Below are 24,170 nucleotides of genomic sequence, written 5' to 3' on the forward strand. Positions count from 1 at the left end.
TTGATCCAATTTCTCGCTGCAGCGATGTGTATAAGCGTCCAGAAATCTAGGTCCTATTCAGCTGTATCCGGTAAATGCGTCTCCGGTATTATGTACTAAATAGACGTGTGAACTCATGTTTTTTTTCGCAGAAAAGCCGGTAGGATTTCCTACCGGCTTTTCTGTTATGTCATTCGTTAAATCGATCTGATGCTGTCTTATAAACCTGTTTCCGCTCTCGTTTACCAATGGCTATGACCAACAAAGTCATCTTTCCATCATCAACACTGTAAACGGCGCGTATTCCAGCGGTCCTCAGCTTGATTTCATAGCATCCAGCTAAATTGCCGCTCAGGGCTAAAGCCGGGATATGAGGGTTATGTTGTAGCTTAATGAGACGTTTAATAATCTGATTGTTTTCTGTCTTAGGAAGTGCGGCCAGTTCTTTTTTGGCCGCATCCAACATATCAACGGAGTAGAGACTCAAGATCAACATTCCTATGAATCTTGCCCGGATTCTTCAATCGTTCACGGACAAGCGCGTAAAACTCGGCATCCTCGTCGGATACCGTCAGCCGTTTTATCGGCAATTTTTTTTCCCTCACAACGTATTCGAGAATATCTCTGAAGAAATCGCTTGGTGTTGTTCCCAGTTCTTTTAATGTCGCATAAGCGTTTTCCTTTAGTTGGGTATTAACTTTCAGGTTGACCTGAGAGATTGCATTTGAAGATGTCATGATGTTTCCTTGCCTCCTGTATCCACTACAGAAAACAATTCGATTATATGATTGTTTTTAGCTAATCACATTAGGATTTGCTTTTGATCTGGGGTCCATCTTTAAATGGATGTCTTGCAGGCTGTTCACAGCCTTATGTGGCAGGCGTTAGAGGGATGAGAAATCTGGTCTCCTTATCTGTTTCATCGTTCAAAATATAGCTAAAATCTACCATTTGTAAAGCTCTTATTTCAGGCTCATAGAAAATGGGAGAGAAGACAACGCTCTCTCCCCTTAAATGTGCCTTGTCCGCCCCCACCCACTAAGGAACGGCGGGAAGGATATCGAGCATATCTGGAGCCAGCGGATAAAAAGTTGTGCCGCCCGCCACCACGGACCCAGTTCAGCAGGGATAGTCCGCTATTTCGCACCGTTCTCATGATGCCAGAAAATCGCTGCTATCGTGCGCCGCAGATCCCGTGGCAGTGTCTTACCCCTCGGCCGAACAGCCTCAATTAGAGGTTCACAGAACGACCATGTCTTGTCTGTAAAAGTGACTGTTCCGTCTCCTCCTTCCATCTATAAAAGATAGAAAGAATTTTAAGTGCTAACAGGCTCTAACGCCTTTTTTTGCGGGATTAAATCCTCTGGAACCCATTTTTTTTAAACTGGTCGCATCATGAAGGCTCACTCTGTTTTCATAAACGGAGTTGACCATGAAAAAGACCTCCTTTCTATTCGCAACCCTCACTATCGGGCTTACAGCCTGTTCAGGGCACATAAAATCCGGCCTTATTGAAACGACCGGCATGCCCAATCCGGAATTGGCGCTGCAACGCGCCAATTCGAGTACCACTGCGGATCTGCGTGAACTGGGTACGATTCATGCCTCACCATCTGTCCCCGTCGCAGACCAGTCCAGCACTCCTGATGATATCAATCGTCGGATATGGTTTGTCTGGAAAGGACCACTGAATGCTGGTGTCCGTAAGCTCGGTAAGGAAATCGGTTATACTGTAACCATATTTGGCAAAAGCCATGATATTCCCGTCCAAACAAACAGTGTAGCTGCGGTACTCGATATTCTCCGATCATTCGGTGATCAGGCCGGTGATGCGGCCACAGTTCAGGTCGATCCCCTCCATCATCAGATTGCGGTGGTCTATCATGCGTAAGACTGTCCACTACACACTTATGGCCTGCACGATGCTGGCAACCTTCGTTCGGCCCGGTCTGGCTGAGGAGGCACCGCATATCGACGGGCGCCTTATTCCTTTCAAGACAAGCGCACCACCTCCAGCTCCCAATGGCACTCTTGTTCCAATGCCTCAGCCCCCAGAACCAGCGGCCGACGACATTGAACAGGCTGAGCCGGCATTGGCTAATCCGACCAACAAGCCGATTACTGGCGCTCAGGAACTCGACAAGATTGTTGGAGGTGATCGGCCACTGTCTCTTGAAGCCCTGCAAAACACGCGCCCCAATGATGAAGGATCTGACGGCTTAAAACCCGGACGCAAGGAGGCGTTGCAGGAAGCGGCTCACATCTATGGCGCTCAGGGTGGGCTTGCAGCACGAAGTTTCGCCATCAATGAAATGCTGCGCCGCTATGAAGATACACTGGATGCGACATTTGATTTTCGCTCCCTTGTCCTGCCCATCGGGGGCGGTCAGACGCTTATGCAGCCCCCAATCGTCACCGAGGCCCAGATGGCATTCGCCCTCAACGGCACAGGTCAGGTCGCGCATGAAACTCAATGTGTTTTTGAAATTACCCGAGAAGCACAGCTGACATCAGCTCCGCCCAACTGGCGAACCTATCTGGTCAGATCATGGCGCAAGCCACAACATCCTGCCGCAGCCGCTCTTCCCATGAACAGAAAGGAAGTGGGATACTGGAACGACTGGGTTGCGGAAGGCTGGGCTGCCGGAGAAAAGCAGGCCACGGAGATTTTTCTCTCCGACCTGTCCCGCCTTCAGCGCGATATCGTAGGTATGGCCCGCTATCGGGTTCTTCTGGCCAGCGGCAGAGTTGAAGAACCCCATGTGGTGTTTGAACAAAAGGCATCGGTCGGTGGTGGCGACACCCTGCATGTTGGGGATCGTGTTGTGCGCATCACCAGCCAACCTGGTCTTCGCGGGCTACGTCGTGATCGTGGATATGGCTTCTCTGCCCCTCTTTACCCGGAGCGCTGCCGATGAACGTCATCATTACTCCCCCTGAAGAACGCGAAACCTGGGAAAACGAAGGGCGTTCCGGCTACACATGGGTGGTTGAACGCCGCAAATATGCGCCAGGACTGGATGACCTTCTGAAATGGGCCTACCGGCTGGGCGCCTCCCGTATCGATTTCAAGACAGGCCATCCCGTCACCATTCTGGTGCATGGGAAAGTTCGCTGTGCGACACGTGGCGCGACAGATGACTTCGCAATTGCCGACATTGTCAGCCATATGTATGCGCAGGACGGGATGTCCATGCTCGCCATCTACCATGATCTGGATAGCGCATATTCCGTTTCACTCAACCGGCGAGAAACCCTGCGTTTTCGAGTGAACTTCACCCCGTGCGAAGTCATGCGTGGACAGGGTGTGAACATCGTCATGCGCCCTATTCCTTCCCGACCGCCCAGTCTGGCTTCTCAGAATGTCGAACCTGAAGTTTTGGCCAGCAACGACATTCCGTCGGGCATGAAACTCATCGGTGGCGCAACCGGGCAAGGAAAGTCATCTCTCACCTTTGCTTTGGCCGAAGAAAAAGTCATGCGGCCTGATGCAAACTGCAACATTGCAACCGGAGAATCTCCAGTCGAATTCCTGATGGACTATATCCGGTCTCCCACGGGATCAAAAATCACCCAGACCGAGATCCGGCCGCCCCACATGACGTTTGCGAAATTCGTGCGCGGAACGACCCGTCGGGAGATGACAGAACTGATTGTCGGTGAGTGCCGCGATCACGAGACCATGGATGCCGCGATCAACTGCGCGATCACCGGAAGCATTTTGGGCACAACAATCCATGCAGACAATGTGGGTCTCATGATGCAACGGGCTGTCTCACTCTGTGCCCGTGAAGAACGTGACAATCTTGTCTCCGCTCTGGCCCAATCAATGCGCTTCTGTCTGAACCAGCGTCTTCTCCCACGCAAAGGAGGAGGTCGTGTGGCGATCCGCGAATTCCTGACCTTTGACCGCGACCTGCGCTTCAGGCTGATGCGCACCGATCCACAATGCTGGCCCGAGTTCATCAATGATGTCTTGAAAACGGATGGCCAAAGCTATGCGCGTGCCATCGATGCCCGCCTCGAACAGGGCCTGATCACCGAAGAAACCGCACTCATGGCAAAAAGGAGAGATGACTGATGTGGCGCGGAACAGGCTTACCCGTAAAGTTTCTTATTCTGGACGCCAGAAGCTGTCTGCCCATTTTGCTGGCAGTTGTTCACTGGAGTTGGACAACATTGATCATCGGAGTGCTGGGCACAGTCTTTTTTGGCACCATTTCGTTTTTTGGGCTCACCTTGCCTGCTGCCCTGCGGACGGCGCGCCGCTGGCTCATTGGCAGGAGACGCACGGCAGTCCCGACATGGAAGCGACGGAGATACTCATGAACATATCTGCTTCCATCGTGCGGGTTGATGATGTCGCACATGGTGTCCTTACTCTTCTGTCAGAAATTGAACGTCCAGCCATTGTGGTCGATCGTGCTACCGGACAAGAGGCCTCGGTCAGTCACGAGGAAATCGCCCGTGCCGATGGTTATCTTCCTGTCATTGTCGTGGCAGCCGAAGCGCTCTGGTTTGACCTGACAGGCACCGGTTTTGCGCTGGATGTGCGCGAAAATGCTGAGGCCACACTGGGCTACTGTCTCCACGGCATACGGGCCGGATCATGGTCTGTACTGATGCTGTGCGTCATAGACCTTTTCGAAACACTTGCCCTGAACGAAGAGACGCTGCGTCTGAACGATCTAGTCGAGCTCTGGGGCAACGCCCGATCCCGTCTACAGACTGTTCCCGTACCACTTCAGGAGGCAAGCTGATGAAAAGCCTCTCGCTTCTTACTGCCACATTTCTGGCACTCGGACTTACGCGCATCTCGCACGCCCAGACAGCACAGGACGATGCCTTTGTGCAGGGACAACGTGTACAGGCCTGTCTCACGGCTGCAGCATCCAATGCGCGCGTGCCTGCTGGCGTTCTCCTCGTTCTGCTTTATGTCGAAGACGGGCGTCCAGGGATAGTGAGCACCAATTCCAATGGCACGGTGGATCTGGGGCCCATGCAGGTCAATTCGACCTGGGTTCGCAAGGTCGCAGCGCATTGGCACAGCACGCCGCTCCGTACCTACACGGCATTACGAGACAATGTTTGCGCCAATATCGAGGCTGGAAGCTGGATCCTGGGACAGGCTCTGTCCGAGACGCATGGAGATCTCTGGCAGGCTGTCGCCTATTACCACTCACATACTCCACGTTACGGAGAAGCGTATCTCAGACGTTTCTACCACATCGCAACGGATATGATGGTACGTGCCCGCAAAGGACGTGCGTCATGAGCAGCAGTAGCACTCCCTGGTCATCCAGCGATGACTATGCCCTGTTCTCCATCATTGCCATTATTGTTGGCGGAGCCGGACTTTCCTACATGGTGTGGTCCAACTGGCACGCCGAGATCTCCCTGCTGTATATCCGAGCACTCGTCTGGCAGATTGACTTCCTGCACCTGCATTCACAGCCGATCGTTCAGTTACGCCAGCAGCTCGTAACAGCCTCGTGGTCGCCAGAGCATGTGCGGGCCATTCAACTCTGGTACGGTTTGATGATACTGGGCAGCGCATTGCGCTGGCCTGTTGCCATCATCATTGCTGCGCTGGGGATCACATGCATCTTCAGAGCAGCGCCTGGTCGCTTCGCTAAAGCCCTTGACCTTGAGGGACTGATTGAAGTCCAGGCCCGTATGTTTCCGACACTGCGTGGTTTCGCCGAGCGGCGCCTGAGCAAATTGGTGGCTCCAGCCCAAGGAATGCCCCGCCCTGCGGATCCTGCGCTCCACGCCCATGAATGGCGGGCTCGGTTCGCTACAGATCGGAACGGTCATTTCAGCGAGGCAGGCGCCATTTCGGCGTTTACGGCGCAACTTGGCATGCACTGGACCGGACTTGACGCGGCCACGCCCGTTGAACGCGTTCTGTTCGCTGCCTTCATCGCTCATCATAGCCAGGATCGGGCTGAGGCGATGGATCTGCTTGGTCGGCTATCCGAAAGTCTGCGCAAGGCCGGACTGGATGGACCAGAGGGTCCCAAATCAGCCCTTTCTGTTCCCAGCGAAATTATCTCCATTGCCGACGAAAAGCTGAGTGTTCCCGGTGTAAGTGCGAAAATCGATACGATTTGCGCTCGCAATGGATGGACCACGACTGCGCTTATGACCCTTCTGACCGAAGCACGGCGCAAGGCAGGCGTTCTGGCGCCACCAGCCTTTGCAATCGTCAAGCTGATAGATCGATCTCTCTGGTACGCTCTGCATTCACTGGGTTTCCCTCACGAGCGGCCTGAGGAAGACGTCCACCCCAATCCCCGTGTTGAAGCAGCCGGTGCACGTGCCCACTGGGAAGCCGAACGCAAGGCACGTCGCCCGATCTACACGCCAACCGTTTCGGTTGCTGTCGCAACACTCCAGAAAAATTCAGATCAGAGCTGAAGGACAACCAAGATGACCACGATCACCATTGAAACCGAAGGTCAGCCCCCTATCGTCATCACCGTTGGACACTCCAACACCATGACTGTCAGCAAAAAGGATTATCTGACACACCCTCAGCCCCATCCTCTTTCTCCGCCAGCCCATGCCTTACCGTCCACGTCCCCAACTGCTGCGTCACCATCTGGATGGAAAAACTGCCTCAGAAACTATGCGCCAGGTGTCGCGCTCGGGGTCATTGCTGCCATTGTGATCATCGGTTCCCGACCAGCACAGATACCTACGCCCATGATGCAGGATCCCGGAAATACGATACCCCAGCAACCCATGCTACCGCCGCTCTCCGGTGGGCCGATCGGGGCCTCATCTCCCTCAGGCGGGTACGGTCCAGACGGTCAAGAAGGACCGCGAAGCGTTAACGAAACCGTCAGAGATACGCAACGGGCAATAGCATCAGACCGTATAGGGCTTCCCCAACAAAGACCTGATGGAACAGGCCCAACTGGAGCCGGGCTGAATCAAGGGGGTGCCCCAACAGCTGGCGTTGCACCGACCATAAAAGGCGCGCCAGTCGTGGGTCTGCCCCAACCCGGCTCATCTGACACCAGTTCCAAAAGCAACTCTCCGTTCGGTCTGGAGCCCTGATCGATGGTGAAACGTCAGATTGGTGGTCCACTTGGCCATCAACAAATCAAGCGGGGTGCGACCTACCGTGATACCCGCCCGCTGTTCGAGCGTTTTACAGCGGAAATGCGGACATCCTCGTCAGGCTTTGTGCTCCTGATTGTGGCCGGGCTGAGTTGGTTTATCCCCGCCCTGGTCGGTCTCACCCTTCCTCTAGCTCTTCTCCTGACGTGTTGGGTTGTTACCCGCAAGCCGTTGCTTCCTTTTCATCTGCCGCGATATTCAGAACTTCCTGATGCACATGATCTCGATCCCAGCACACGCAAACCCAAGAAAGCGGGCGGGATCATCTATCTGGGCACTGATGCGCATACAGGCCAGCAACTCTGGTTCTCCTCTGATGCCGGCCGCCAGCATGCCGCCATGCCTGGAACAACAGGGGCCGGCAAAACAACCTCGGCGCTCTCCCTGATGGCCAATCCCCTCTCTCATGGGTCTGGGTTTCTGCTGATAGATGGGAAAGGCGACAATACGGTCTATGGTGATGTCGCAGCACTCCTCAGACGCTTCGGGCTGGATGATCAACTCCTGACCCTCAATCTTCTGACCGCCAGCTCCATCCGGGAATCAAATACGTTTAATCCGTTTGCGACAGGCAATGCTGACGCCATCCGCGAAATGCTGGTCAGTCAGTTGGGTGAACCTGTTTCCAACGATGCCAACGGCGTCTTCCGCGACCGTGCCGTCAATCTGATCGGAACACTGACGCCTGCATTGGTCTGGATGCGCGATCGGCATGGTATCTCCATCAACATTGAAACCATCCGTTTCGCAACGGAATTGCGTTGGCTGGCAACCTTGGCCCGACACAAGATCTTCCTTGTCCGCAGCCCCGGTCAGCCACAGCCCATCAAGATCCCGGTTCCAGACATTCCTGATGATGTACTCTATCCTTTTCAGGCCTATCTGGGTGAGCTTCCCGGCTACGATATCGGGCTGGAATGGAATCAGCAGAAAGAAAGCCGTCCTTCTGAGCAACATGGCTTTGCGACCATGTATTTCTCCAAAATCTTCACCCAGTTCGCTGTTTCGCTTGGGCATATTTTCAAATGTGAAAACGGCGATATCGACATGCGTGATGTGGTGCTCAACCGTCGTGTTCTGGTCGTGATCCTGCCGTCACTGGAGAACTCTTCTGACACGCTGGCAGGACTGGGGAAGATCATCGTAGCATCAGTGCGGGCTGTTATGGCTCAACTCCTTGGTGCCCGCCTCAATGGTCCTGCTTCCGAGATCTTCAAACTCAAGGCCGGATCAGGGGATGCGCCTTACCAGTTTTTCTTCGACGAACTGAGTGCCTACGCCACAGATGGCATGGACCGGATGCTCGCTATGGGACGCGGCCTGAACTGCATGTTCTGGTTGGGATTTCAGGATCTGCCGGGCCTGACCAGCCGGATTGGAGATAAGGCATTTACGCTTTTGGGAAATGCCAATCTGACCCATGCCATGCGTCTGCAGGACGCCATGAGGACGCGCGAGTGGATCGAAAAGCAGGCAGACCGTGTGGAAGTCACACAAGCCACTCACTATGAGGGCAATTCGGCAGGCAGTTATCGCGAAGGTCGCGGTGCAGAAATCCGCGAAGTCGCACGAATTCCATGGGCAGATCTACAATCCCTTCTTGAAGGCGAGGCGATCACCATGTTTGGTGGCAAGGTCGTCCATTCCAAGACATTCTTCGCGGCCGTCAACGGACGAACAGGCGTCATCCGTACAGCGCAACCTGTTATGTTGTCCGCTCCGCTGGTGCTGGATGGCAGTGCACCGGACGATGAAACCCGAGCTGTGCTGGAAACCATCGAAAACGGCAGTTATCGTTCGGAGCTCCATGCGCCAGTAACGGAACCTGCCTTTGAGCGTCTGGTTGCAGAGGTCAAATCGGCAGGCAACACACCCGCAGCTATTGGAAGGAGATTTCCGATCATTGCGCAGGCGACTGTCGGTCTCTCCGTCGAAGCTATTCCAGGGAATGACAATACGTTGGTCAACTTCCCTTCTCGACGACCGGAAGAGGAAAGAACCCCCTTCTCGCTGATGCTGCGTGACGCGGCCATGAATCCAAAACCCGGCTATGAAAAAATTCCTTCTCCCCGCCCGCCCCTGGATGGTGTGCTTCTTGGGACACTGGACGCGATAGAACGCGCGATTGATCCACGCCCTGGCATCGCGCGTAAGCAGGCGCTGCTTCTGCTGGGTGTTTACGATCTCGTGAAGGATGCCCAAAAGCGATTTGAGGACGATATTCCGCAAACTATTGACCATACAGAACTAGCCCGTCAGATACACACACTTTCAAAAAGGCTCGTTGCATGAATGATATTGTTGTTCTCCCTGGTAGAGAGAAACTGTCTCTGGAATGGAAACAGACAGACCCAGAGCGATATCAGCGCCGACTCAAGGCAAAGCATGCTGACAATAGCAAAGCAGGTCCCGGAGAAAAGGCACATTGCCTGTGCGTCCATCAGGGACGTTATCTGGAGCTACAGATAAAACAACGTGGTGAAACGTATCATTTTGCATGCATGCAAAATACGGGGCCGTATCACCAGCCAACCTGTCCATTTTATAAACCAAACCCCGAAAAAAGCGGGCAGGCTGCTTATGTGGAAGGCGTAGTCAAAGAGGACACAGAGCATGAAGTCAGTGTTAAACTGATCAGTTCTTTGAAACGCAACAGTCCTGTGAATTCGCAAGCTCCGTCTTCCACGCCTGTAGGAACAAGATCTGGCGGCAAAACGCAGAGACGCATGACCACTCTTGGTTTGCTGCACCTCGTGTGGGAGCGTGCCGGCCTGCACTATTGGCGACCGCAGTTTAATGGACACCGAACTGATTCCAAAGCCCTCAGACGAGCCTACGCAACATCTCGAAACATCAAGATCCAACATGGCATCAGGCTGGATTAGGTACTGTGTCCAGTCGTATCAGATGATCGGAATATTTTGCACTCTACTCACAGGACAATTAGAAATCATTCAGAAAAATTAAGACTGTATGTGATTGGGCGTTTGAGCAGCGCTCAGGCCAATCCTTATGGCAAAGGACAGAATATCGAATTAGCTGGAATTCGTGACGGTTACCGTATGTTCATGACGATTTCACAGTCGAGGTGGGAGCGAGTGGAAAGATCATATCCACGGGAACTGGCAGAATTTTCTCGTAATGAGGAAGGGCTGTCCGTCTTTGGCTTGTTCCTCGTCACCATAGACCCGATAAAAAAGGGAAAATACACTAATTTCAGTACCGTTCAGGTTGTTGATGCGGCTCTGATGACAACAACTGACCAACTCATTCCTGTCGAAAGCCGTTTCGAGGCAAAGATCGCAGATCTACTCGTCAATCAGAAACGGAGCTTCATTAAGCCTCTCCGCTTCGATGCGACAAGAGACCTTGTCCGGCCAGACTTCATTTTGACAGATGTCAGAGAAAGGGAGGGCTGTCCAATGGAAGTATTCGGGCGAACGGATGAAAAATATCTCGCACGTAAAGCTGAGAAAGAAATCTACTACGCGCGAGTATTTGGTTCTGACAACTGGTGGTCATGGAATGCCGCAGACGGAGACCCCATACCATCATTACCAGATCTTGCTTTGAATCAATGAAGCAAACGATCAGCTGATGGCGTAGCATTGAGACGTAGCGGGTTTTCCCTTCATGTTTTCGACTTCACATCGGAAACGACCTTTATTAGTTTCAATGATATAAATTCCCCCAGTTATGTCCATCATCGCAGCCTCTACCCGGCCGTCTTTCAACAAGTCAGACATCGGCGTGCTGACCGGTTCATTTTTCGTTGGAACTTTTGGTGCTTCCGTTGTTGGCTGATCAGCCATTGCATTTGGTATCGTCGCACAAACCAAGGTTGCTAGAGCCAAGGCAACGGGAATATTTTTTTTCAACATCCTCAAACCTTTCATGAGTCAAAATTATTTAGGAATACCTGCCCCATCGTGATCGGCAAGGACAGTTGTACATCATTGTTGCAAATTCCTGATCTGATGCAGAGCGTCCAACAGTTCACCTCTTTGTCATGCAAACACATTCTCTACGTCCGTGAAAGCAAGTCTGAATTTCGGACTATGGCTCACATTCATAGGAACCTGAATTACACGTTCTAAGTCTTATGACATCAGCAAATCCTGTTGCAAGTTTCAGGACACAGAGGGAGATGATTGGCCGGAAGGTTTCATGGTCACGATCTTTGCGTATTGATGACGAATATCTTTTTCCTGACGGCTCATCACTTCGGAAGCTTGTTCCAGTATTTTCTTCAATTCACTATCAAGCCGACTAATCAAGTCGGGATGTGCAGCGTTAATCTGGCGGCCTCTTAGTGCCATCTGGTTCTCACGCCCAATATCCCGGCCCTCAATACGGGCCTTCTCTATTTTCCGGCCGATCTCAATGAGTTCACGGACTCTCTTGTCTCGATCTTTTTTCTTCCGAAAAGGCAGATCCATACCCAGAGCCTTGTAGGGCTTATGTGCCATCTTCTTGGCAACATAATTCCACAACTGGTCACTCGTGATAGGTTCCTGATCTCCCAGAGCCCGACCGTTCCTGACTGCCTCAAAGGTCGCACCATCAGATATCATCGTCCAGGTTGTTCCTCGGGCACGACTTTCCGCAACATAGGACGTGAACCCTGTCGCCAGATCGACACCGCGTGGCATGGCGTTGATATGCTCATCAGAGGTAAGCCCCTGTGCCGCATCAATTGTCATGGCATGACCAAATCCCAACAGAACGCGATGAGAGCGCGGATCTGATAAACGGCGCCATTCCACTTGTGCTTCCTGCCCATCAGAAAGCCTCAATTTCAGCCCCTTGTCAGATGCGCTGAGAACCTCACAGATATCTCCGTTATTCCCAACCCAAGTGCATTTATCTCCAACAACACCCCAGACCCGACGATACAGACGCACTTTATCTCCAACAGCAAGAGCCATGTCATATTCTTCGCCACGCTGATCTATGGCTTTGATGATCTTTTGGTCTGCACCGATCTCACCGCGCTTTTGCAGTACCAGACGTACCGCAAGACTGAGATCAGCAGCATCCTTGTTCGTCAGCGCTGACATAGTGATCGTCTTGAATGATCCATCAGCCTTAGGACCTTCAGCCTTCAGGGCATCTCTACGAGAAACATAATGTTGAGCGATGGTCTCCAGAACATTCTGATGGTCTCCGGTGACCAAACTGATGCTGCCGTCCTGGCGCTTCATCTCGATGGCCTGCCTGACCTCCTCAGTATGAAAACGGTTTCTGATGTCATCGTCACGATCCGCATCAGTCTCGGCGGCGACGGCTTTGCCCTTGGTCTCAAGCGCTTTAAGCTGCTCATCACTAGGCTCTTCACCACGAAAGAGCGCTGCAATTTCACGATTGCGCTTTGTTTTCTGACGTACGGTTGAAAGCAACTCGGCCTGATCTTCTGGCTCCAGAACCCGCTTGATGATCTCCAGAGCATCACCAGCCTCGATAGCCTGTGCCTGTTCTCTGTCACCCATCATACGTAAGGTCAGTCCCGTATCACGTTGCAGCTCCAGAAGCCGCAACATCTGACGCGGTGCCACCTGCCCGACTTCATCAAGGGCTATGACGGTATGCTCATCCAACTTGAGATCGCCACGGTCAATACGGGCCAGAAAAGGAGAAAGGGCATATGTTTCCTCAATACCTGCGTCTTTCATGGTGTCAGCCTGACGCCATGCATTGGCCACACCAATTATGCGCCTTCCTGCTGTGTTAGCCTGTGTATCATTGCGCCACGCGTCCACCAGTGGCTTCAGAAGGGTAGTCTTCCCAGCTCCTGCTACACCTGTCAGCATGGCTATCCTGCCGCTCTGTCCCAAAGTATGAATGGCCTGACGCTGTGTCTGGCCATGCTCCGTGGTAAAGTCCAGCCCTGAGCGCGCAATGGCAGCCTCAATGGCTTTCTTTCCGAGAGCCCCACTTCTGTCAGCCGCGGCACGAGCAATATGAATGGCCAGATCTTCCTCCAGTCTGATCTGCTCGGTATGTGTGACCCGTTCGCGGTCGCCCTTCATCTTGATAACAAGCTGCACTTTCTGGCCACGCACTTCGATCCCGCGCTTTTCCGTCAAGTCAACGACGTCATCTATATCAGAAATTCCACCCTCAATACCTGTCGCTATGAGCCCTCGCGCGGCATAGGTTCGGAGTTTCTGATTATCTATGACCGCAGCCGTCTCAAATTCCTTTTCCAGATGTCTGGCAACAAAACGCCATGCCTGATCAAGTCGTTGCTGTCGATCTAAGCCCGGATCAATCTCTGGACCCATCAGGCTTTGCTCAACCCAACCAAGCTCCTTCGCCTGACGCTTCCAAATATCGTGGTCGTCAGCGTCCAGATCCTTACCCAATCGGGCAGCTAATCCTGCCATGGAAAGCATTTTCTGCTTCCGCTCGATGGACAGTTTATCCCATTCCAGCCCCTGTTCAGAGGCATAGGACTGAGCGGCTTTCAGGACGTTGCGGCGACCTTTGCTGAAAAAATCGGAAATTTCCTGTGGCACCGCTGAGATGACGGTTGCCTGTTCATTGGCGTCATACGTCTGGGCAATACCAATTTTACGCAATTCCTGGGCAAGAATAGCCTGGAAGTAAGCACCAAACTCGTGGACACGAGATCGGAGCTGTTTTGTATCCAAGGATCCAACATGACCGTCATCTGTGACAACCATATTGAACATCGTGTTGTGAAAATGAGCATGAGGATCACCACCGGTCGGCATATCAATCAGGTAGGTCTGATTGCTCTCGGGGTCTAACGCCTCGACTGTTGGTCGTGCTGTCGTATGACGGTAAGTTACCCACGCAACATGTCCTTCTTCGGCGCCGTCCTTCCCTCCCCGGCCCCGTCTGGCCAGTCCCAGTTCACGGGCGACATACCGCATAGTCTCGTCGTTCGCGACCTGCATGGCATGCCAGATAGCGGCACGCTCTGCGTCTGTTTCCGCAAACTCTGCCGCCAGAGTCACAGACTTATGAGGGGCCAATGTCAGATCATATGCGCTGATTTTACGCTGGTGTGCTGACCATTCCTCCCCATTATCGGCCCGTCTAGCTTCATAGAGCTGGGAAAGCTGCTCTCGGGTTGGTGGCTTGAAGCGATCAATGCCTAGTGCCTCAGCCGCCCGCCACGACATATCCGGACGCCATGACGCACGCCCGTCGCGGCCTGTATAGTAATTTGTCAGACGTGCGCCATCGCTATCTGGTGCTTTGGTCGGATCCAGACGAAAATCAATATCAGGGTCAGGAATGTCTTGTAGGTAATAATTCGAAATAACCTGACCTCTACAGCCCGCAGAGATTTTCCGGAATGTCATCATTCTTCGGCACCCTCATCCGCATTTGTATCCGGGGATGTGCGAGGTGAACGTCCTTCAAGAAGATCCAGAGCCGTGCCTGTAGTGTGGTCAATGCGACGCAGAACGGGCCTTTGATCGGCAATCAAGGTGACAATGCGTGCGAGCAGGTCATCCAGAGTTGGGCCTTCCCGCTCTTCTGGGGTCAGTAGTTCGAGAATAAGTGTCTGGCGTTGATGAAGTGCGCGAAGTGATTCATGGATTGCATCAAACTGCTCATCCACATGAGCACGCCACGCGGCATGGGTGGGTTCGTCAGAGCCTGTCATTCCAGTATGTCCTGTTCCTCAAAACGGATGAACAGGATCATCAATGATCATGCGACGAAAAAGGGACTTTCCCACATAAGAGAAAGCCCCAATCATATCCTGCTTAATAATAATGATTAAGCTGACACTTCCTTCATGTCAGAATTTGTCTGGGTGTTGATCAGATAAGGACCTGCGGCACGTACAGTTATGGATAGAATGCCCATTTTTCCATGCGAGAGAAAATCCTCAAGAGGAAGATCTGCATCACCGTTTGTCCAGGCACAATCTTTCCAATCTGTATCATGCCAGCCTGCTGGCTTATTTGACTGGAGGTGACTTGTAATGTTGATCTGCTGTTTGGCACACTGAAGCTGTATTTCTCCGATTGCCACGCCCATATTTCGACGATCATCCACAAACGGACCAATTACGTCACAGGGACGGCTTGTATGAGAGATAACCCTTACAGCATCTGTATTTGGTGGCAACATGAAGCTGTAATGATGTTCTGTCTTACGCATTGGACGTATTACCGCGCCTGTTTTTGTAATAAGACGCAAATCGGGATCATTGGTCATTTCAGAAGTTTGTGGAGCGACCAGGCAGCCCACAACGTTGTTTTCACGCCATTCAAGAGCGTGGAATAGAGGCTCCACAAACGAACGATTTACGTCCAGAGGTGCCGCAGCGTGATCTTTCCAATTTTTTACAATACCACGGAGAGTTGCAATTTTCCCTTCCTGTCGGAAGGATGAACGATTACCGGTATCCAAATAACTTTCTGTCAACATACCGTCAGCAGTAATGACAGAATGCTGCTCTGTTTCCAGATGATAGTAGTCGTAAGAAAGAATAGATTTGTCGTAATAAATAGACATTCCATTGACCAGCATACGGACCGGAACAAATCTATTCTTGAAAAAGAGGCAATGCTCGGCGGTGATCAGCATATCCTTATAGGGAACACCGTCAGCAATAGCATCTTTTAAAATGCGAACAGGATATCCAGCTTCATCATCGGGAAGTTCGGGACGTACTGTTGCATGCCCTTTACCGACCCAGACGACTGGCCGAGAAACTTCTTCATTTCTTTGCCAATCGAAAACAGTCACATGATCTCCGATCTGCATATCCTCAATAGCGACATCCCTCTGGGATGTGCGAATCATGCTACCTGGCAAGAAACAAACAATGGAAGAAGTACTATTATCCCATTGGAAATCAGATGTCGTAATGCCAGTTGCTAAAGTTACATAAGAGATAAGCGGAGAGGTATCTCCATACCCATCAAGTATTTCATAAATAGTGTTTCCACCACTATCTTTCTCACCTGTATCCTTAAATTGAATACCATTGTTCCAACTTGCATTTGGGAAATTAATAATATCACCAGGAGAAAGATTTTCGATCTTGGAGACACTGCTACCATTATCAAGAATGGTTAATTGATTTTTCGTGGAGCCACTCGCATCGGCTGGACCAAACTGTATTGTTGTCCCGCTTATACCGCATTCCAGCGTAGAACCACCGGAAATAATGACAGTGCCACCAGACACTTCTTTCCCGGTATTAGTCTGGAGATCGGCACCATTTTCAAGTTTTATCGTGGCTCCACTGGCAATATTTACGGAGCCAAAACTATCGGTGCTACTTGCGCCTCCATCAAAAGTAACTGTGCCTGATCCTGTGACATTCAACGTACCACTCTGAACCCATCCTTTACTTCCTGCTGTAAGCGAAATGACGGGGTTGGTATCTGAGTTAATATCAACAGTATCACCGGAATTTGGCGGGGACGAAGCAGATGAACCATCTACCTCCCAATTCGCTGCGTCACCCCAGTTCTTTGAAGCACCACCTACCCATGTATATGACATTTCCATTATTCCTGATTTCTGTAAATATTTGTGTTAAAATGTTTCAATCATTTTGAGGTTTTTGTTGCATTAACGACTTTTGTCGCGTAGTAATTCTCGCGTAATAACAACTGACTAAGCTACCATTTGGTAACTTGCATAAATCAGGATTAAAGCAAGAAACTCCTCTGTATTTTCAGGAGTTTAGACTTGCATGATCACATCCAAATCACGTTGTAAAATTGGGTATGCTCGCGTCAGTACGATAGGGCAGACTCTGGAACATCAGGTTAAAACACTCAAAGATTACGGATGCCGTCGAATCTATCGTGAAAAAGCTAGTGGGGCAGACGCAAACCGTGCAGAACTTCAGAAACTCATCGGTAATCTGAAAGAGGGACAATCATTTGTGGTCACTCGCCTTGATCGGCTGGCACGCAGTACGTTTGATTTATTCGCTATAGTTAAAAGTATTACCGAAAAAAAAGCTCAGTTTTACTCTTTGGCAGAACCATGGACCGATACAACTACCAGCACGGGTCGGCTTATGCTTGCTGTCCTTGGAGGTTTAGCTGATGTCGAAAGAGATTTAATACGAACGCGCACTTCCGAAGGACGCGCCAGAGCCATCGCGCAAGGGAAAAAGATGGGGCGACCAAGTCTTGTCACACCATCACAACGACTTGAAATTATCAAAAAAAGAAAAAATGGCGAAAAATTGGAACAAATTGCAAAAGCTTTTGGCATAAGTTCGGGAACGGTCTCTCGGATTGCCTCACATGCCTTGAAACATAACTCATAAAGAAATTAAGAACCTGATTTCTTCCAATATCACCATTTTTTTTGATTGATATTGGATCATAAATGCCTTGCTTTTGATCATTCCCTTTAATGCCCGATTTCAGCACAACTTGGGATTTAAGTTTATTGGAGAATTTGTTATAATATCATAAGCCAAGAGCCTGTCCGCTACCTATGGCGGCTCTTGGTCTGATATCTATTCTATCTTCGCTGTGAACTCTGAACTCGCAAACATCTTCATATCGCATCTTACCGATGCTGAAGGGCGAACGGGATACGAGAGGGGATATTCTCAATATTCATTCACCATTAAGGTTAAAACATTTTCCACAATGGATTATCGGGATTGGCTAGAAGCTTGACGGTAAGGGCCAAGGACATAATAACCAGCAGAGATCGGATACCTTTGCCGCCATATCTGATTGCCAACCATGCTCCGACCTGGTTTCCAAGAATATTTGCTCCTGCCATTCCAAATCCGACCATCCATAATACCTTTCCGCCAACAATCATGGCCGTAAGACCCGCGACATTGGTTAAAAAATTGATAAATTTGGTATTTGCAATTGCACGAACTAATCCAAGGCCAGCAAAAGCAACCAAGACAGTTGTTAGAAATGATCCCGTACCAGGACCAAAAAACCCAGCGCCGAAATCTCTTGGCTACAGGTTTCCGAGACGTAAATGTAAGATGATACGCACCGCTTTCATTCACAGCTATAAGGTTTTGTGTTCCTCCTGCTGTCGCAGTTGGCAACAAGCACACCTCATCGTCGTCTAATAGTCTGGTCGCGCCTTTGGCACTCCGCAGCTCAAGAATCTGACATACGTCTTTGGCTAAGAACCATCGTTGGCCACGGTGTTCTTGTGGTTTTAAAATTTTGCCTTCGAATGCCAGTTTGACATCATTTGATCCGCTCATAGCTTAGCTCCCTCATGACTTAACATGAGGAAATCTGACGAAGCATGATGCGACGAACCTCATAAAAAAGAACGTCACCAAGTTTCACTCAAATAATTCAGCTCTCAAAGGGTGTGATTACTAATCATACCCTTTCTCCGCCTGCCCAATCCTGGCGGCGTAGCCGCCGCACTAAGGGTGCAATGGTGTATGAAGGCCCTAAATTTGGTGGAACGGACGTGGGACTCATATAGGGCGGAAACGGAACGAAAACCCCACAGATAGGGGACGCCACGAGGAACGGAACCCCCACGGAAATGGAACAGAAAGCCTCACAATCGTGGAACGGAAAAGCGGATATCGTTTTCGGTCGCATCTTGGAAGCGCACCCTCAGAGGACACTGAGGCCAAGAGAGAGACCCATGAAGTTCGCAAAACTGAAAGAACGGCTCAAAACGCAACCGCGCAAACGCACGACAGGAAAACTCTATCAGTGGCTGTTTGAAAACCACGCAGAACTGTTGGAAATGCGGCTACCAGGTGAAATGTGGTTGCCTTACATAGAACTCGCCATTGAGGACGGCGTGCCAATCAAGACTGATACCAAGTCGATACAACGTGTGCGAAAAACATGGCACCTCGTTTGTCGAGCCAAAGCTAAACGGGCTCAAGCCCTTGCTACCGCAGGCATGGAAAAGTCAAAGAATAATGAAAATAACGACAGACCCATCATGCCCAGCAGACTACCTGCTGACTGGACACCCGAGTTCGTTGAGATACCCCAACCTGACGCTCAACCCATCCAGCAAGCTCCACAAAGTCAGGCTTTGACGGTCAAGCGCGACAAACTGCCGGCATACGCCTCCAAGACTATGAAGGAGAAAATTGACAAAGCCCGCTTCACCCTTGGTCAGGCGAAATTCGACCTCACGATGGCAAAAGAACAGATCCGGCTGAACGACAGTCAAGGGGCTCCAATGCTTGCAAAGGAAGGGGAAGCAAAACTCCCAGGGCTACGGGAGATCATCAAGCAAAGACGGGCCATTTATGACCGCCTCCTTGCTGGTGAGGATGTTCCCGACGAAGAGCTGAAATTCAAATCGCCTCGCGAGAGAGAAGAAGAACAATATTCTGACTGAGCGGGCTTTTTGAATTTTTTCCAGAAATCCTATCTGGTCGCATGATGACACGATGAAATCCTTCTGAACGGCACACTCCTTACTGAGAAGAGCCTTACCAAAAGAGGACAATTCAATGACTGCAACCAAAGTGGACCCAGCTCAGGCCAAACCCGCCAAGCCTGCCCGTACAAAACCCCCCGTGCTCCTGACTGCGGTTGGTCGGCAACGCACCGGCAAGACTGTTTTCCTGAATGCGTTGACGGAAACCGTTACACGTCAAGGGGGCGATGTGGAGGTCTGGAACACGGACCACCTGAATGTCTCCCACTCCATCTCGCACTTCCATCCCAATGCAAAGAAACCCGCTACCGGCAATCTCAAGGAACAGAAATCCTGGCTGGAACAGCAGATCGAAGGCATGGTGAAGCGACAGAAGGACGTAATTCTGGACATCGGGGGCGGATGGACGGCCTTCCACGAAATCATCAACAGCACCCCTCTTGTGCCGCAACTGGCCAAACTGGGGATTAAGGTTGTCGTGGTATATATGCTTGGCACTGAACTGGCTGATGCTGACTACCTGCAGGATCTTCAGGAGAAACGGCGCTTCCTGCCCGGAAATAGTATCATCGTGATGAACCGTGGGTTGCTTCCGCTAGGTTACACCAACAACAGTCATTTCGATAAAATCCGTCAGACACAGGCTGTCATGAACGCCACGGTTGATAAATCCGATGAGGATGGTGGGATCTATTTCCTTCCTGAACTGGATGGGATGGACGAAATCACGGATCGTCGTCTGTCCTATGCGGATTTCATTGATGACAAGAATGTCGCGGGACATCCTCCCAGCGGTCTTTTCGATCGGATGCGAGCCGAAGTCTGGTTCTATCGCTCCTTCCCTGAGTTTCTGGCGCAAATTGATCCCAGTCTTCTTCCCGACATGCCTAAAGGTCTACCCGTTCCGAGAGACTTCGAGTGACCATGAGCCTGCCAAGCGACAAGCAGACCGAGAACGCGCCAACTCCAACACAGGCTATTGAGGAGCTGAAGCACGCGCTTCAGCACTTCACTGTCAGACCGGAGACACCCAACGGGCGTTTCTTTCTGGCAATTCTTGCTGTGCTGGAAGCACAAAACCGGACGCTCGATGCGATGCCCCGGTGCCTGAATGAGGCTCTTGTACTGCTTCAGGCGGAGCGTCGTTCCATCGAACTGACGTTGCAGGATGGCGTTGATGCCGCGAAGGCGCTGAGCCAGATCAACGAACGAATGGTTGAACAGCGCATTCTGGAAGTGGTCAGCAGGGTTTTTCAGTCTCTGGAACCCGAGATCGGGCGGCGGGCAAAACTGATCGGTGACCGATATCAATGGCGTTCCACTGGCCTCATCATCTTCTGGGCCATGTTGCTGGTCGTCATCGGTTTCGTGCTTGGCCGGCTTCCATGAAAGTGTGACCATAATGGACACACCTGCCCTGCCCGCTCTTTTTTCAATTCCGTCGCATGATGGTCTGGGAAAATCACTGCATCGCAATCAAGGGAGATGCTCGTGAAAAAGAGACGATCCACTCTTCACAGATGGAAGGTCCTGCCAGCGCTTGGCTGTTCCTTTCTTATTTATCCTGCATTGGCGCAAACCGTCAATGTCCCGGCTGGCCTCCCGCCCACGGTCAATGCAACCTATCAGGAAGTTGGTATGGGTGGCTGGACACCGCCAACCTCTTCTACCACCCAGCAGATCAGTGGAAGCGGCTCCGTGGTCTCAACAACCACAACATCGTCTGGTAGCGGCACAGACGCGCTCCAATCAATGTATTCCCAGTCATGGGGATATGCTGCCGCCCAGAATGCCAGCGCCCTTGGTGTTAATCCTGACGCTCTGGCGGCAACCTGCGTCGTGGAGTCAGGATGCCGCAACGTTTATACAGCAAACAGTAATTCATCCATTACTGGTGCGTTTCAAATGTCGAATGGCACCTACAATGAAGCTCTTCAGAAAGCGTTGGCTTCCAACCCTAGTCTAGCCTCCACCATCACCAACACGGGAATATCTGGCCAGCAGGATCCTGCCGCGCAGGCAGTTGCAGCAGCACAGTATCTCAAGGATGCGGCAACCACGCTACAAAACGCGGGAATTAGCAACCCGACAGCTCTTGACGCACGTGCGTATTACAATTTTGGTCCTACTGCTGGACAAGCAATCGCACGTGCAACTGACGATACGCCGATGTCAGAATTTGTCTCCGCTTCACACATGGCCAGCAACGGCATTTCATCAAACGAGACCGTCGGCCAATGGCGGGCTAATGTGGCTTCGAAAATGGGTTCGGCAGCTTCATCTCCAATATTAAGCTCATAAAAAGGAAAACAGATGTTTTTTCGTAAATTGTCATTTGTTGCATTCGCTGGAATGAGTCTGGCCTGTGTATCTTCACACGCTCTCGCTGCCGGCCCTAAACCGGTAAAACCTTTGCAAGGCTACAAATGCTTAGCAATTGATGCGCCTGATAGCGTGATGATGGATTTCAATAATCCAATTCCTCTTCGCTCAGCGCCCAATGATCATGCTCCAGTTATTGCCCCAGCGGCAGCAATTCTTGCTGTTAATGACCCAGAACAATTAGATAATGGTTATGTGAAAAGCATGAATTTCGCATTCAAACCAGGCTGGGTACCAACGAAATGGCTTAAAGAATATTCAGAGGTCCATCCTGGAAATACTTGCGCACCATATATCATGAATGATGGAAAGCTCGGTTTCAAATTTGGACATTAAGGACAACGTTTCATCATTCTGATAGATACAGGGAAGCCGCCAGTTGGCGGCTTTCTTTATGCTTGAAATTCTGACTTTTCTTTCACGAATTCCCGAAATATCGGATCATTGATCCGCCTGCGAGGTGTAGGCCTTGCCAGAAAAGCCGCTTCCAGATCAAGCAGCCAGGCGGAAATGTCTGGGGGCAATGCGGATGTCCCGGCGAGGGCACGGCGTAACTGGGTGCGATGTGTGTCACATCTTTCGGCCGCGAGACGTTCTGACCAACCCAACACCATAAGGCACTGGGACAGACGGCGCCCGGAAAGGCGTATTTCCGGGCGATCAGAAGATAAGGTATTTTTGCTCGTTGTCATACATGGATGTTGCCTGTCCATGATGCGACGAGCGCACATTCAAATGGATTTTATCCCTGAATTAGAAAGGCCCGCAGCAGCCGCTTCCAAAAGGGCACACCTTCAGCCTTCCATGTACGCTGAAGCTGCCGATCGGCTGCAAGGGTGTCCCACAGCAAAGGAAAAACGGACAGCTTCTCCCTTCGGCTCGCCCCCTCTCGACGCTGGCGCTTCCGTTCTTTGCGGATCATAATCGCGCGGGCAAGATTCATGGGTTGTTATCTTTCAACCTAAGGCATTGTTTTTGTTGTGATCCATGGCGATTTTCTTATCTGCCTATCAGTGCACGGGCTTTTGCCCGAATTTCCGATAGCTCTACCTCAGACACACGCCCTTTGCTCTTCGCACCCCGCGCCCGCCAATCGAAAGACTTCACCTGATCCGCGAGCGCCGCGCTCGGTCGATCAGTGTCGATTGCAACTTCAAAAGGATAGCCCTTCAGCTTGGTCGTCAGTGGACAGCACAGCATCAGACCAATCCGATTATAAGCCGCCGATGACAAAACGACTGCGGGTCGATGTCCCGCCTGCTCGTGTCCGGTTTGTGGCGAAAAATCGAGCCACACGATTTCGCCAGCATCGGGTACGTAGGCAACCATGTCAGAGGAGTTCGCGGCCAACAGGCGCTCCGAAGTCCACTTCAGGATGAATATTCTCCGGGGTAATCCCAGCCAACAAATCCGCTAGATCATATTCTACGACTGTGACCGGCTCAATGACAATGCGTCCGCTTTCCTCGCGCACATCCACTGGCTGATCCAACTTCAATCCAGCCGCGGCTAATACTGAAGCTGGGATACGAATGGATGCGCTATTCCCCCATTTTTTTACCACAGCCTTCATTGCGTCCTCCATACCAAATCAACTCGGTCGATACTATATGAGTGGGATTTAATGTGTCAACTTCGTATCAACATCATTCTTTATTTGGATCCCTTAACCTTATCTATCAATCACGCAAAAAACTTCTCCAGCATGCCGATTGTCCGCCCTGCTGCTTCGAGTTCGGCGCGGATGCCACCGTATTCACAGTCGGCAGGAATATCGAGTATCAGCACAGGGATAAACGCCAACACGCTTTCGACCCGGTTCAAGAGCTTTTCGGAGCCTTTTTTGGCGCATCCATAGCGTAATTCTGCGGCCACGATGATGCTGGTGCAAAGATCATCTGGGTCAATAAGCTCAATGCGTTGTGCACAGGAGCCGGAAGGGTTGCGCACGAAATCGCTGCTGATGTTTGTATCAAGAAGGTAGATGCTCACAGGATACCTTCTGGTCTGGCGGCAACATCCTGAATATCGGGAAAATCGTCTTCGGGAGGCAGCTGCGGCTCTTCACGCCATGCCATGAGAAGCTCCTTCAGCGTGGAAGGCGTCTTCACAGGCTCCAGAACGAGTTTGTCACCGTCACGGCGGATCATTACACGATCTCCCGGCATTTCAAATTCGACCGGAATCCGCACGGCCTGACTGCGATTATTCCGAAAGAGTTTTACTTCGCGCGATCTGGGGGTCACTTCAGGAACTGGCATAAGGGCCTCCTATGTGTATATCCCCTAATGTCTATACCAGACTGTCAAAACTCAAGA

At 51.2% G+C, this 24,170-nt stretch carries 29 protein-coding genes and 3 pseudogenes; 17 read left to right on the forward strand and 15 right to left on the reverse strand.

The features are described from left to right. Positions 1 to 169: 169 nt before the first annotated feature. The 3 genes and pseudogenes from FKW31_RS00145 to FKW31_RS00155 all read right to left on the reverse strand — a co-directional run. Positions 170 to 475 carry a type II toxin-antitoxin system RelE/ParE family toxin gene (locus tag FKW31_RS00145; protein WP_019089371.1) on the reverse strand — a complete coding sequence of 102 codons (306 nt, stop codon included), beginning with the start codon at positions 473 to 475 and terminating at the stop codon, positions 170 to 172. Beyond that, on the reverse strand, positions 447 to 716 hold the full coding sequence (locus FKW31_RS00150; protein ID WP_012813307.1) for a type II toxin-antitoxin system RelB/DinJ family antitoxin: 270 nt from the start codon (positions 714 to 716) through the stop codon (positions 447 to 449). Before FKW31_RS00150 ends, FKW31_RS00145 begins: the two co-directional genes overlap by 29 nt. Before the next feature lie 339 nt (positions 717 to 1,055). Next, a pseudogene (locus FKW31_RS00155) lies at positions 1,056 to 1,274 on the reverse strand (transposase); the annotation flags it as partial. A gap of 137 nt (positions 1,275 to 1,411) precedes the next feature. Here FKW31_RS00155 and FKW31_RS00160 point away from each other — a divergent pair. The 11 genes from FKW31_RS00160 to FKW31_RS00210 all read left to right on the forward strand — a co-directional run bounded on the left by FKW31_RS00160 (position 1,412) and on the right by FKW31_RS00210 (position 10,688). Further along, a complete protein-coding gene (locus tag FKW31_RS00160; protein WP_150177066.1) occupies positions 1,412 to 1,870 on the forward strand; it encodes a DotD/TraH family lipoprotein in 459 nt (152 codons plus the stop codon). Next, entirely contained in the window at positions 1,863 to 2,897 is a 1,035-nt protein-coding gene (locus FKW31_RS00165) for a type IV secretory system conjugative DNA transfer family protein (protein ID WP_019089369.1), read from the forward strand. The genes FKW31_RS00160 and FKW31_RS00165 overlap by 8 nt, the downstream gene beginning before the upstream one ends. Then, a complete protein-coding gene (locus FKW31_RS00170) occupies positions 2,894 to 4,060 on the forward strand; it encodes a type IV pilus twitching motility protein PilT (RefSeq protein ID WP_042788877.1) in 1,167 nt (388 codons plus the stop codon). The genes FKW31_RS00165 and FKW31_RS00170 overlap by 4 nt, the downstream gene beginning before the upstream one ends. Further along, positions 4,060 to 4,308, forward strand: coding sequence for an IcmT/TraK family protein (gene icmT, locus FKW31_RS00175; protein ID WP_087636528.1), 249 nt, complete (start codon positions 4,060 to 4,062; stop codon positions 4,306 to 4,308). The genes FKW31_RS00170 and icmT overlap by 1 nt, the downstream gene beginning before the upstream one ends. Continuing rightward, the gene (locus FKW31_RS00180) at positions 4,305 to 4,739 is read left to right on the forward strand and encodes a hypothetical protein (protein WP_087636529.1); all 435 of its coding nucleotides are present in this window, start codon (positions 4,305 to 4,307) and stop codon (positions 4,737 to 4,739) included. Before icmT ends, FKW31_RS00180 begins: the two co-directional genes overlap by 4 nt. Further along, a complete protein-coding gene (locus tag FKW31_RS00185; RefSeq protein ID WP_150177068.1) occupies positions 4,739 to 5,254 on the forward strand; it encodes a lytic transglycosylase domain-containing protein in 516 nt (171 codons plus the stop codon). Before FKW31_RS00180 ends, FKW31_RS00185 begins: the two co-directional genes overlap by 1 nt. Then, positions 5,251 to 6,399: a hypothetical protein gene (locus tag FKW31_RS00190; RefSeq protein ID WP_064776518.1), complete on the forward strand. Its 1,149-nt coding sequence runs from the start codon at positions 5,251 to 5,253 to the stop codon at positions 6,397 to 6,399. The genes FKW31_RS00185 and FKW31_RS00190 overlap by 4 nt, the downstream gene beginning before the upstream one ends. 12 nt (positions 6,400 to 6,411) lie before the next feature. Beyond that, positions 6,412 to 7,044 carry a hypothetical protein gene (locus tag FKW31_RS00195; RefSeq protein WP_012813300.1) on the forward strand — a complete coding sequence of 211 codons (633 nt, stop codon included), beginning with the start codon at positions 6,412 to 6,414 and terminating at the stop codon, positions 7,042 to 7,044. A gap of 3 nt (positions 7,045 to 7,047) precedes the next feature. Beyond that, positions 7,048 to 9,399 (forward strand): type IV secretory system conjugative DNA transfer family protein, encoded by a 2,352-nt coding sequence (locus FKW31_RS00200; RefSeq protein WP_238332691.1) that lies wholly within the window; start codon positions 7,048 to 7,050, stop codon positions 9,397 to 9,399. Further along, on the forward strand, positions 9,396 to 9,992 hold the full coding sequence (locus FKW31_RS00205) for a DUF1173 family protein (RefSeq protein WP_087636530.1): 597 nt from the start codon (positions 9,396 to 9,398) through the stop codon (positions 9,990 to 9,992). The genes FKW31_RS00200 and FKW31_RS00205 overlap by 4 nt, the downstream gene beginning before the upstream one ends. A gap of 102 nt (positions 9,993 to 10,094) precedes the next feature. Beyond that, the gene (locus FKW31_RS00210; protein ID WP_157894001.1) at positions 10,095 to 10,688 is read left to right on the forward strand and encodes a DUF1173 family protein; all 594 of its coding nucleotides are present in this window, start codon (positions 10,095 to 10,097) and stop codon (positions 10,686 to 10,688) included. Between the two features lie 9 nt (positions 10,689 to 10,697). Here the strand turns inward: FKW31_RS00210 and FKW31_RS00215 are convergent, their stop codons facing one another. The 4 genes from FKW31_RS00215 to FKW31_RS00230 all read right to left on the reverse strand — a co-directional run bounded on the left by FKW31_RS00215 (position 10,698) and on the right by FKW31_RS00230 (position 16,608). Next, positions 10,698 to 10,988, reverse strand: coding sequence for a hypothetical protein (locus FKW31_RS00215; protein ID WP_087636532.1), 291 nt, complete (start codon positions 10,986 to 10,988; stop codon positions 10,698 to 10,700). 249 nt (positions 10,989 to 11,237) lie between these two features. Beyond that, positions 11,238 to 14,444 carry a MobF family relaxase gene (mobF, locus tag FKW31_RS00220; RefSeq protein ID WP_238332692.1) on the reverse strand — a complete coding sequence of 1,069 codons (3,207 nt, stop codon included), beginning with the start codon at positions 14,442 to 14,444 and terminating at the stop codon, positions 11,238 to 11,240. Continuing rightward, positions 14,441 to 14,749, reverse strand: a complete 309-nt coding sequence (locus FKW31_RS00225; protein ID WP_087636533.1) for a hypothetical protein — start codon at positions 14,747 to 14,749, stop codon at positions 14,441 to 14,443. The genes mobF and FKW31_RS00225 overlap by 4 nt, the downstream gene beginning before the upstream one ends. A 116-nt stretch (positions 14,750 to 14,865) precedes the next feature. Then, positions 14,866 to 16,608, reverse strand: coding sequence for a Hint domain-containing protein (locus tag FKW31_RS00230; RefSeq protein ID WP_238332693.1), 1,743 nt, complete (start codon positions 16,606 to 16,608; stop codon positions 14,866 to 14,868). A 193-nt stretch (positions 16,609 to 16,801) separates the two neighbouring features. On the opposite strand from FKW31_RS00230, the gene FKW31_RS00235 reads away from it, so the two are divergent. Further along, entirely contained in the window at positions 16,802 to 17,389 is a 588-nt protein-coding gene (locus FKW31_RS00235) for a recombinase family protein (protein ID WP_150177070.1), read from the forward strand. A 314-nt stretch (positions 17,390 to 17,703) separates the two neighbouring features. Here the strand turns inward: FKW31_RS00235 and FKW31_RS00240 are convergent. Both FKW31_RS00240 and FKW31_RS00245 read right to left on the reverse strand, forming a co-directional pair. Further along, positions 17,704 to 18,024 (reverse strand): annotated as a pseudogene (locus FKW31_RS00240) (TSUP family transporter); the annotation flags it as partial. A 61-nt stretch (positions 18,025 to 18,085) separates the two neighbouring features. After that, a pseudogene (locus FKW31_RS00245) lies at positions 18,086 to 18,310 on the reverse strand (Bro-N domain-containing protein); the annotation flags it as partial. A 401-nt stretch (positions 18,311 to 18,711) separates the two neighbouring features. Here FKW31_RS00245 and FKW31_RS00250 point away from each other — a divergent pair. The 5 genes from FKW31_RS00250 (at position 18,712) to FKW31_RS00270 (ending at position 22,188) form a co-directional block, all read left to right on the forward strand. Then, a complete protein-coding gene (locus tag FKW31_RS00250) occupies positions 18,712 to 19,428 on the forward strand; it encodes a hypothetical protein (protein WP_238332694.1) in 717 nt (238 codons plus the stop codon). A 115-nt stretch (positions 19,429 to 19,543) separates the two neighbouring features. Beyond that, positions 19,544 to 20,392: a hypothetical protein gene (locus tag FKW31_RS00255; RefSeq protein ID WP_087636537.1), complete on the forward strand. Its 849-nt coding sequence runs from the start codon at positions 19,544 to 19,546 to the stop codon at positions 20,390 to 20,392. A 2-nt stretch (positions 20,393 to 20,394) separates the two neighbouring features. Next, positions 20,395 to 20,859 carry a hypothetical protein gene (locus FKW31_RS00260; protein WP_019089349.1) on the forward strand — a complete coding sequence of 155 codons (465 nt, stop codon included), beginning with the start codon at positions 20,395 to 20,397 and terminating at the stop codon, positions 20,857 to 20,859. Positions 20,860 to 20,955: 96 nt separating this feature from the next. After that, entirely contained in the window at positions 20,956 to 21,771 is an 816-nt protein-coding gene (locus FKW31_RS00265; RefSeq protein WP_019089350.1) for a hypothetical protein, read from the forward strand. A 12-nt stretch (positions 21,772 to 21,783) separates the two neighbouring features. Then, complete coding sequence (locus FKW31_RS00270; protein ID WP_019089351.1) at positions 21,784 to 22,188, forward strand: hypothetical protein; 405 nt, start codon at positions 21,784 to 21,786, stop codon at positions 22,186 to 22,188. 56 nt (positions 22,189 to 22,244) lie between these two features. Here FKW31_RS00270 and FKW31_RS00275 read toward each other — a convergent pair whose 3' ends face one another. The 6 genes from FKW31_RS00275 to FKW31_RS00300 all read right to left on the reverse strand — a co-directional run bounded on the left by FKW31_RS00275 (position 22,245) and on the right by FKW31_RS00300 (position 24,113). Continuing rightward, positions 22,245 to 22,544, reverse strand: coding sequence for a hypothetical protein (locus FKW31_RS00275; RefSeq protein ID WP_019089352.1), 300 nt, complete (start codon positions 22,542 to 22,544; stop codon positions 22,245 to 22,247). A 50-nt stretch (positions 22,545 to 22,594) separates the two neighbouring features. Further along, positions 22,595 to 22,795 (reverse strand): hypothetical protein, encoded by a 201-nt coding sequence (locus FKW31_RS00280; RefSeq protein WP_019089353.1) that lies wholly within the window; start codon positions 22,793 to 22,795, stop codon positions 22,595 to 22,597. A 56-nt stretch (positions 22,796 to 22,851) separates the two neighbouring features. Further along, positions 22,852 to 23,181, reverse strand: coding sequence for an endoribonuclease MazF (gene mazF / locus FKW31_RS00285; protein ID WP_019089354.1), 330 nt, complete (start codon positions 23,179 to 23,181; stop codon positions 22,852 to 22,854). 1 nt (position 23,182) lies between these two features. Then, the gene (locus FKW31_RS00290; protein WP_019089355.1) at positions 23,183 to 23,437 is read right to left on the reverse strand and encodes an AbrB/MazE/SpoVT family DNA-binding domain-containing protein; all 255 of its coding nucleotides are present in this window, start codon (positions 23,435 to 23,437) and stop codon (positions 23,183 to 23,185) included. 98 nt (positions 23,438 to 23,535) lie between these two features. Then, positions 23,536 to 23,844 carry a PIN domain-containing protein gene (locus FKW31_RS00295; protein WP_019089356.1) on the reverse strand — a complete coding sequence of 103 codons (309 nt, stop codon included), beginning with the start codon at positions 23,842 to 23,844 and terminating at the stop codon, positions 23,536 to 23,538. Then, complete coding sequence (locus FKW31_RS00300) at positions 23,841 to 24,113, reverse strand: antitoxin (protein WP_019089357.1); 273 nt, start codon at positions 24,111 to 24,113, stop codon at positions 23,841 to 23,843. Before FKW31_RS00300 ends, FKW31_RS00295 begins: the two co-directional genes overlap by 4 nt. Between the last annotated feature and the right edge of the window lie 57 nt (positions 24,114 to 24,170).

This window comes from Acetobacter sp. DmW_136 (assembly GCF_008690365.1).
Lineage (GTDB): Bacteria > Pseudomonadota > Alphaproteobacteria > Acetobacterales > Acetobacteraceae > Acetobacter > Acetobacter oryzifermentans.

Excerpts from the sequence above, each read along its gene's own strand:
- FKW31_RS00145 (WP_019089371.1), bottom strand. The coding sequence starts at position 475 with ATGTTGATCTTGAGTCTCTACTCCGTTGATATGTTGGATGCGGCCAAA.
- FKW31_RS00150 (WP_012813307.1), bottom strand. The coding sequence starts at position 716 with ATGACATCTTCAAATGCAATCTCTCAGGTCAACCTGAAAGTTAATACC.
- FKW31_RS00160 (WP_150177066.1), top strand. The coding sequence starts at position 1,412 with ATGAAAAAGACCTCCTTTCTATTCGCAACCCTCACTATCGGGCTTACA.
- FKW31_RS00165 (WP_019089369.1), top strand. The coding sequence starts at position 1,863 with ATGCGTAAGACTGTCCACTACACACTTATGGCCTGCACGATGCTGGCA.
- FKW31_RS00170 (WP_042788877.1), top strand. The coding sequence starts at position 2,894 with ATGAACGTCATCATTACTCCCCCTGAAGAACGCGAAACCTGGGAAAAC.
- icmT (WP_087636528.1), top strand. The coding sequence starts at position 4,060 with ATGTGGCGCGGAACAGGCTTACCCGTAAAGTTTCTTATTCTGGACGCC.
- FKW31_RS00180 (WP_087636529.1), top strand. The coding sequence starts at position 4,305 with ATGAACATATCTGCTTCCATCGTGCGGGTTGATGATGTCGCACATGGT.
- FKW31_RS00185 (WP_150177068.1), top strand. The coding sequence starts at position 4,739 with ATGAAAAGCCTCTCGCTTCTTACTGCCACATTTCTGGCACTCGGACTT.
- FKW31_RS00190 (WP_064776518.1), top strand. The coding sequence starts at position 5,251 with ATGAGCAGCAGTAGCACTCCCTGGTCATCCAGCGATGACTATGCCCTG.
- FKW31_RS00195 (WP_012813300.1), top strand. The coding sequence starts at position 6,412 with ATGACCACGATCACCATTGAAACCGAAGGTCAGCCCCCTATCGTCATC.
- FKW31_RS00200 (WP_238332691.1), top strand. The coding sequence starts at position 7,048 with ATGGTGAAACGTCAGATTGGTGGTCCACTTGGCCATCAACAAATCAAG.
- FKW31_RS00205 (WP_087636530.1), top strand. The coding sequence starts at position 9,396 with ATGAATGATATTGTTGTTCTCCCTGGTAGAGAGAAACTGTCTCTGGAA.
- FKW31_RS00215 (WP_087636532.1), bottom strand. The coding sequence starts at position 10,988 with ATGTTGAAAAAAAATATTCCCGTTGCCTTGGCTCTAGCAACCTTGGTT.
- mobF (WP_238332692.1), bottom strand. The coding sequence starts at position 14,444 with ATGATGACATTCCGGAAAATCTCTGCGGGCTGTAGAGGTCAGGTTATT.
- FKW31_RS00225 (WP_087636533.1), bottom strand. The coding sequence starts at position 14,749 with ATGACAGGCTCTGACGAACCCACCCATGCCGCGTGGCGTGCTCATGTG.
- FKW31_RS00230 (WP_238332693.1), bottom strand. The coding sequence starts at position 16,608 with ATGTCATATACATGGGTAGGTGGTGCTTCAAAGAACTGGGGTGACGCA.
- FKW31_RS00235 (WP_150177070.1), top strand. The coding sequence starts at position 16,802 with ATGATCACATCCAAATCACGTTGTAAAATTGGGTATGCTCGCGTCAGT.
- FKW31_RS00250 (WP_238332694.1), top strand. The coding sequence starts at position 18,712 with ATGAAGTTCGCAAAACTGAAAGAACGGCTCAAAACGCAACCGCGCAAA.
- FKW31_RS00255 (WP_087636537.1), top strand. The coding sequence starts at position 19,544 with ATGACTGCAACCAAAGTGGACCCAGCTCAGGCCAAACCCGCCAAGCCT.
- FKW31_RS00260 (WP_019089349.1), top strand. The coding sequence starts at position 20,395 with ATGAGCCTGCCAAGCGACAAGCAGACCGAGAACGCGCCAACTCCAACA.
- FKW31_RS00265 (WP_019089350.1), top strand. The coding sequence starts at position 20,956 with ATGCTCGTGAAAAAGAGACGATCCACTCTTCACAGATGGAAGGTCCTG.
- FKW31_RS00270 (WP_019089351.1), top strand. The coding sequence starts at position 21,784 with ATGTTTTTTCGTAAATTGTCATTTGTTGCATTCGCTGGAATGAGTCTG.
- FKW31_RS00275 (WP_019089352.1), bottom strand. The coding sequence starts at position 22,544 with ATGACAACGAGCAAAAATACCTTATCTTCTGATCGCCCGGAAATACGC.
- FKW31_RS00280 (WP_019089353.1), bottom strand. The coding sequence starts at position 22,795 with ATGAATCTTGCCCGCGCGATTATGATCCGCAAAGAACGGAAGCGCCAG.
- mazF (WP_019089354.1), bottom strand. The coding sequence starts at position 23,181 with ATGGTTGCCTACGTACCCGATGCTGGCGAAATCGTGTGGCTCGATTTT.
- FKW31_RS00290 (WP_019089355.1), bottom strand. The coding sequence starts at position 23,437 with ATGGAGGACGCAATGAAGGCTGTGGTAAAAAAATGGGGGAATAGCGCA.
- FKW31_RS00300 (WP_019089357.1), bottom strand. The coding sequence starts at position 24,113 with ATGCCAGTTCCTGAAGTGACCCCCAGATCGCGCGAAGTAAAACTCTTT.